The sequence below is a fragment of the Pseudomonas sp. GW456-L12 genome (genome assembly GCF_059424045.1).
In genome coordinates, this window is record NZ_JBWKZA010000007.1 from 291978 (window position 1) to 299227 (window position 7250).

The following is a 7250-nucleotide window of genomic DNA, read 5'->3' on the forward strand; positions in this document are numbered from 1 at the left end:
AGGGTGTGCATCGTTCCTGTAGGAGCGAGCTTGCTCGCGATGGGGCTCAGATCAGGGTTTCGATGCGCAGCGAGTTGGTCGAGCCCGGCTGGCCGAATGGCACGCCGGCGGTGATCAACAGCGTGTCGCCACGTTTGGCCATGCCTTGCGCCTGGGCGATTTCCAGGGCGGTGGAGCAGACCTCGTCGACCTGACGCAGGCGGTCGTTGACCACCGAGTGCACGCCCCAGGCCACCGTCAGGCGCCGCGCGGTGGACAGGTTCGGCGTCAGGTTGAGGATCGGCACCGTCGGCCGTTCCCGGGCCGCGCGCAGGCTGGAGCTGCCAGACTCGCTGTAGTTCACCAGCACCGCCACCGGCAGGATGCTGCTGATACGGCGGATCGCGCAGCTGATGGCATCGGACACCGTGGCTTCGGCCTGGGGCCGGCTGACGTCGAGCTGGGCCTGGTAGTCCGGGCCGCTTTCCACCTGGCGGATGATCTTGCTCATCATCTGCACCGCTTCCAGCGGGTATTCGCCGGAGGCGGTTTCCGCCGAGAGCATCACCGCGTCGGCGCCTTCGGCCACCGCGTTGGCCACATCCGTGACCTCGGCCCGGGTCGGGGCAGGGGAGAAGCGCATGGATTCGAGCATCTGCGTGGCCACCACCACCGGTTTACCCAGCTGGCGGCAGGTGCCGATGATGTTCTTCTGGATCTGCGGCACGCTTTCGGCCGGCACTTCGACGCCCAGGTCGCCACGGGCCACCATGATCGCGTCGCTCAGTTCGGCGATCTCGCGCAGTTGGGTGACCGCCGAGGGTTTCTCGATCTTGGCCATCAGGAACGCCTTGTCGCCGATCAGCGCGCGGGCTTCGCGGATGTCCTCGGGGCGCTGCACGAACGACAGGGCGACCCAGTCCACCCCCAGTTCCAGGCCGAATTCCAGGTCGCGACGATCCTTGGCGGTCAGCGGGCTGAGGTCGAGCAGCGCCTGTGGGACGTTGACGCCTTTGCGGTCCGACAGCTCGCCACCGTTGAGCACCGTGGTGTCGATGGCGTCGGCGTGCTTGGCGGTGACCCGCAGGCGCAGCTTGCCATCGTCCAGCAGCAGGTCCATGCCCGGCTCCAGGGCTTTGAGGATTTCCGGGTGGGGCAGGTTGACCCGGCGCTGGTCGCCCGGGGTGCTGTCCAGATCCAGGCGCAGGGCCTGGCCACGGTGCAGCTGGACCTTGCCTTCGGCGAACGTGCCGACCCGCAGTTTCGGGCCTTGCAGGTCCATGAGGATGCCCAGCGGGTAGTTCAGCTGTTTTTCGACTTCGCGGATCCACTGGTAACGCTGGGCGTGATCGGCGTGGTCACCGTGGCTGAAATTGAGGCGAAAGATATTCACCCCGGCCTGCACCAGCTCGCGGATATCGTCGATGCCGTCGATGGCCGGGCCGAGGGTGGCGAGGATTTTGACCTTTTTGTCAGGCGTCATGTTTTGGGCTCTCGAGGATCAGGATGGCGCGGAAGTCGTTGACGTTGGTGCGGGTCGGCTCGGTGACGATCAACCCATCCAGGGCCGCGAAATAGCCATAGCCGTTGTTGTTGTCCAGCTCGTCGCTGGCACTCAGGCCCAGGGCGGCGGCGCGGGCATGGCTGTCCGGGGCCATGATCGCGCCAGCGTTGTCTTCGGAGCCGTCGATGCCGTCGGTATCGCCGGCCAGGGCGTAGACGCCGGGCAGGCCCTTGAGGCTGTCGGTGAGGCTCAGGAGGAATTCGGCATTGCGCCCGCCACGGCCATTGCCGCGCACGGTGACCGTGGTCTCACCGCCGGAGAGGATCACGCAGGGCGCCGCCAGCGGCTGGCCATGCAGCACCACCTGGCGGGCGATACCGGCGTGGACCTTGGCCACCTCGCGGGATTCGCCTTCCAGGTCGCCGAGGATCAGCGGGCTGAAGCCAGCCTGGCGGGCCTTCACCGCGGCGGCCTCCAGCGACTGCTGCGGCCGGGCGATCAGCTGGAAGTGACTGCGGGCCAGGCTCGGGTCGCCGGGCTTGACGGTTTCCGACTCCGGGCTTTGCAGCCAGGTGCGCACCGCCGCCGGGACCTCGATGGCATAGCGCTTGAGGATCGCCAGGGCCTCGGCCGAGGTGCTGGGGTCGGCCACGGTGGGGCCGGAAGCGATGACCGTGGCCAGGTCGCCCGGTACATCGGAAATCGCGTAGGTGTAGACGGTGGCCGGCCAGCAGGCCTTGGCCAGGCGGCCGCCCTTGATCGCCGAGAGGTGTTTGCGCACGCAGTTCATCTCGCCGATGGTGGCGCCGGACTTGAGCAGGGCTTTGTTGATCGACTGCTTGTCCGCCAGGCTGATGCCCGCGGCGGGCAGGGCCAGCAGGGCGGAACCGCCGCCGGACAGGAGGAATATCACCCGGTCCTGTTCCGACAGGTCGCTGACCAGCTCCAGCACGCGCTTGGCCACGGCCAGGCCGGCGGCATCGGGCACCGGATGGGCGGCTTCGACCACTTCGATTTTTTCGCAGGGCGCGCCGTGGCCGTAGCGGGTGACGACCAGCCCGCTGACTTCACCCAACCAGCAGCGTTCGACCACCTGGGCCATGGCCGCGGCGGCCTTGCCGGCACCGATGACGATCACCCGGCCGCTGCGGTCGCTGGGCAAATGGGCTTCGAGGACGTGCTGCGGGTGGGCGGCGTCGATGGCTGTGGCGAACAGCTCACGGAGGAATTGTTGCGGATCGACCGACATGGCGGGCTCCCGGATTTCTTGTTATTCGAGGTGTGGCTGTAACGCAACCTGTAGCCTCTGCCGAAGGCTGCGATAAGGTTCGAAGAACCTTCCTGCGATATGCAAGTGCACGCCTGCTGCGCAGGCGATCGCAGCCTTCGGCAGCGGCTACAGGGGATTTCCTGGCGTTCTCTTACTGGTCGCGGATCGAGAAGTTGGCCATGTGTTCCAGGCCCTTGATCAGCGCCGAGTGGTCCCAGTTGCTGCCGCCGATGGCCGCGCAGGTGCTGAACACTTGCTGGGCGTTGGCGGTGTTGGGCAGGTTGATGTTCAGCTCCTTGGCGCCTTGCAGGGCCAGGTTCAGGTCCTTCTGGTGCAGGCTGATACGGAAGCCCGGGTCGAAGGTGCCCTTGATCATGCGCTCGCCGTGCACCTCGAGGATCTTCGAGGAGGCGAAGCCACCCATCAGCGCCTCGCGCACCTTGGCCGGATCGGCGCCGTTTTTTGCGGCGAACAGCAGGGCCTCGGCCACCGCCTGGATGTTCAGGGCGACGATGATCTGGTTCGCCACCTTGGCGGTCTGGCCATCGCCGTTGCCGCCGACCAGGGTGATGTTCTTGCCCATGGCCTGGAACAGCGGCAGGGCGCGCTCGAAGGCCTGGCTGTCGCCGCCGACCATGATGCTCAGGGTCGCCGCCTTGGCGCCGACTTCACCGCCGGATACCGGGGCATCCAGGTACTGCGCGCCTTTCTCGTTGATCCTGGCGGCGAAGGCCTTGGTCGCGGTCGGCGAGATCGAGCTCATGTCGATCACCACCTTGCCCGGGCCGACGCCCGCCGCCACGCCGTCGGCGCGGAACAGCACGTCGTCGACCTGCGGGGTATCCGGGACCATGACGATGATGAATTCGGCTTCCTGGGCCACTTCCCTGGGGCTGGCCAGGGCGACTGCGCCGGCGGCGACCAGGTCGGCCGGGGCCGCGTCGTGGTGCTGGGACAGGAACAGACTGTGACCGGCTTTCTGCAGGTTGGAGGCCATTGGGTGGCCCATGATGCCGGTGCCGATGAATCCGATTTTAGCCATGAGAAAATCCTCTTTTTGTTAGGTAGCACGCCCTCTGTAGGAGCGAGCTTGCTCGCGAAAAACGGCTAGGGCGCCGTGTTCATTCAGGATGCCTGCGTCATCGTTGACGATCTTCGCGAGCAAGCTCGCTCCTACAGCGATAAACGATGACGCGCTGCCCGATCAGATTGCGTTGTGGCTCTTGAGCCAGCCCAGGCCGGCCTCGGTGGTGGTCAGCGGCTTGTATTCGCAGCCGACCCAGCCCTGGTAGCCGATCTTGTCCAGGTGCCCGAACAGGAAGCGGTAGTTGATCTCGCCGGTCCCCGGTTCATGACGCCCCGGGTTGTCCGCCAGCTGGACATGGTTGATCGCGTCCAGGTGGCCGGACAGGGTGCGGGCCAGATCGCCCTCCATGATTTGCATGTGGTAGATGTCGTATTGCAGGTACAGGTTGCTGCTGCCGACCTGCTCGCGAATCGACAGGGCCTGGGCCGTGTTGTTCAGGTAGAAGCCCGGGATGTCGCGGGTGTTGATCGCTTCCATCACCAGCTTGATGCCCACGGCCTGGAGTTTCTCGGCGGCGTACTTGAGGTTGGCGACGAAGGTCTTTTCCACCGTGGCATCGTCGAAACCTTGCGGACGGATGCCGGCCAGGCAGTTGATCTGGGTGTTGCCCAGCACCTGGGCGTAGGCGATGGCCAGGTCGACCCCGGCGCGGAACTCTTCGACCCGGTCCGGCAGGCAGGCGATACCGCGCTCGCCTTTCACCCAATCGCCCGCAGGCAGGTTGAACAGCACCTGGGTCAGGCCGTGGGCGTCGAGTTGTGCCTTGATCTCGGCGGAGCTGAATTCGTAGGGGAACAGGTATTCGACACCACTGAAGCCAGCCTCGGCGGCGGCCTTGAAGCGGGCAAGGAAGTCCTGTTCGGTGAACAGCATGGACAGGTTGGCGGCAAAACGCGGCATGGTGGTCTCCTGTAGAGGTATCAATCCCTGTAGCCGCTGCCGCAGGCTGCGATAAGGCCGAAGGCCTTCGACGATCCTGAGATCTTGCGCATCCTGCGGATGCGATCGCAGCCTTCGGCAGCGGCTAAATAGGGGGTCAGTCGAGCAGGGAAATCGCGGTCGGGGCGTCGTTGCCGACCAGCGCCAGGTCTTCGAATTCGTTGACCGCGTTGATCTCGGTGCCCATGGAGATGTTGGTGACACGCTCCAGGATGATCTCGACGATCACCGGCACCTTGAACTGTTCGAGCATTTCCTGGGCCTGGCGCAGGGCCGGCTGGATGCCCGACGGCTCGAATACCCGCAGCGCCTTGCAGCCCAGGCCCTCGGCGACCGCGACGTGGTCCACGCCGTAGCCGTTGAGTTCCGGGGCGTTGAGGTTGTCGAAGGACAGCTGCACGCAGTAGTCCATGTCGAAACCGCGCTGTGCCTGGCGGATCAGGCCCAGGTAGGAGTTGTTCACCACCACATGGATGTACGGCAGCTTGAACTGCGCGCCCACGGCCAGTTCTTCGATCATGAACTGGAAGTCGTAGTCGCCGGACAGCGCCACTACTTTGCGCGATGGATCGGCCTTGACCACCCCCAGCGCCGCCGGAATGGTCCAGCCCAGCGGGCCGGCCTGGCCGCAGTTGATCCAGTGGCGTGGCTTGTACACGTGCAGGAACTGCGCGCCGGCAATCTGCGACAGGCCGATGGTGCTGACGTAGCAGGTGTCCTTGCCGAATACCTGGTTCATCTCTTCATACACGCGCTGTGGCTTGACCGGCACGTTGTCGAAGTGGGTCTTGCGTTGCAGGCTCGATTTGCGCTGCTGGCAATCCTGCAGCCAGGCGCTGCGGTTCTTCAGCTTGCCGGCGGCCTGCCATTCGCGAGCGACTTCGATGAATACGGTCAGCGCCGAGCTGGCGTCGGAGACGATGCCCAGGTCCGGGGTGAACACCCGGCCGATCTGGGTCGGCTCGATGTCCACGTGGATGAATTTGCGGCCCTCGGTGTAGACGTCCACCGAACCGGTGTGGCGGTTGGCCCAGCGGTTGCCGATGCCCAGGACCACATCAGACTTGAGCAGGGTGGCGTTGCCGTAGCGGTGGGAGGTCTGCAGGCCGACCATGCCGACCATCTGCGGGTGATCGTCGGGGATGCTGCCCCAGCCCATCAGGGTCGGAATGACCGGGATGCCGGTCAGTTCGGCGAACTCCACCAGCAGCTCACTGGCATCGGCATTGATGATGCCGCCACCGGCGACCAGCAGCGGACGCTCGGCCTGATCCAGCAGGGCCAGGGCCTTTTCGACCTGGACCCGGGTCGCCGACGGCAAGGCCAGCGGCAGCGGCTGGTAGGCGTCGATGTCGAATTCGATCTCGGCCATCTGCACGTCGAACGGCAGGTCGATCAGCACCGGGCCGGGGCGACCGGAGCGCATTTCATAAAAGGCTTTCTGGAAGGCGTAGGGCACCTGGCCGGGTTCCAGGACGGTGGTCGCCCACTTGGTCACCGGCTTGACGATGCTGGTGATGTCGACGGCCTGGAAGTCTTCCTTGTGCAGGCGGGCACGCGGGGCCTGGCCGGTGATGCAGAGAATCGGGATCGAGTCGGCCGAGGCGCTGTACAGGCCGGTGACCATGTCGGTGCCGGCAGGGCCGGAAGTACCGATGCACACGCCGATATTGCCGGCCTTGGTGCGGGTGTAGCCCTCGGCCATGTGCGAGGCGCCTTCAACGTGGCGAGCGAGGACGTGATCGATGCCGCCGACCTTTTGCAGGGCGGAGTACAGCGGGTTGATGGCGGCACCCGGGATGCCAAAGGCGGTATCGACCCCTTCACGGCGCATCACCAGAACGGCGGCTTCGATTGCTCTCATTTTGCTCATGGTTTTGTGCCTCTTACGTTTTGTAATTGTATACAAGTGGCTTTGCGCAGAGTGTATTCACGGTGAGCGTCGCAGGTCAATCCATTTTCTCTAGCGCTGGGGTGCGTTCGTCCGGTGCCGATAAACAGGCGGCTTTTCGTCGGAAGCAAGGGTTTGCGAGAATTATTGTATACAAAAACAAAATTTGTTGTGTTCTATTTGTTGTATCGATCTTCTTATCGGAACACCCAGATTTTTCCCAATAACAAAATAAGGACGGCACCCATGAGCGCTTTAACCTTGAACGTTGCAGTCAGCCTGGCCGGCAAGGCCCTGGCCTTCGGCCGCGAGATCAGCGCGGCACCCTTGACCATTGCGGTACTCGACGCCGGCGGGCATCTGGTGACCTTGCAGCGCGAAGACGGGGCCAGCCTGCTGCGGCCACAGATCGCCATCGGCAAGGCCTGGGGCGCGATCGCCCTGGGCAAGGGCTCGCGCCTGCTGGCGCTGGATGCGCAGCAGCGGCCGGCGTTCATTGCCGCGCTCAACAGCCTGGGGCAGGGCAGCGTGGTGCCGGCACCGGGTGGGGTATTGATTCGTGATCAGCAGGGGGCGGTGG

Annotated in this window: 6 protein-coding genes; 1 reads left to right on the forward strand and 5 read right to left on the reverse strand. The window is 64.9% G+C overall.

Annotated elements, in window-relative coordinates:
- Window positions 1–46: 46 nt before the first annotated feature.
- The 5 genes from pyk to gcl all read right to left on the reverse strand — a co-directional run bounded on the left by pyk (window position 47) and on the right by gcl (window position 6652).
- Entirely contained in the window at window positions 47–1462 is a 1416-nt protein-coding gene (gene pyk / locus AC07Y9_RS12290) for a pyruvate kinase (protein ID WP_101337185.1), read from the reverse strand.
- A complete protein-coding gene (locus AC07Y9_RS12295) occupies window positions 1452–2732 on the reverse strand; it encodes a glycerate kinase type-2 family protein (RefSeq protein WP_007922094.1) in 1281 nt (426 codons plus the stop codon). The genes pyk and AC07Y9_RS12295 overlap by 11 nt, the downstream gene beginning before the upstream one ends.
- 172 nt (window positions 2733–2904) lie before the next feature.
- Window positions 2905–3795, reverse strand: a complete 891-nt coding sequence (locus tag AC07Y9_RS12300; protein WP_007922096.1) for a 2-hydroxy-3-oxopropionate reductase — start codon at window positions 3793–3795, stop codon at window positions 2905–2907.
- Between the two features lie 162 nt (window positions 3796–3957).
- On the reverse strand, window positions 3958–4740 hold the full coding sequence (gene hyi, locus AC07Y9_RS12305; protein ID WP_102678448.1) for a hydroxypyruvate isomerase: 783 nt from the start codon (window positions 4738–4740) through the stop codon (window positions 3958–3960).
- A 136-nt stretch (window positions 4741–4876) separates the two neighbouring features.
- Complete coding sequence (gcl, locus tag AC07Y9_RS12310; protein WP_007922098.1) at window positions 4877–6652, reverse strand: glyoxylate carboligase; 1776 nt, start codon at window positions 6650–6652, stop codon at window positions 4877–4879.
- Between the two features lie 264 nt (window positions 6653–6916).
- Between gcl and AC07Y9_RS12315 the strand changes: the two genes are divergently transcribed.
- Window positions 6917–7250, forward strand: a 334-nt coding sequence (locus AC07Y9_RS12315; RefSeq protein ID WP_102690480.1) for a GlcG/HbpS family heme-binding protein, incomplete at its 3' end; no start/stop codon positions are given.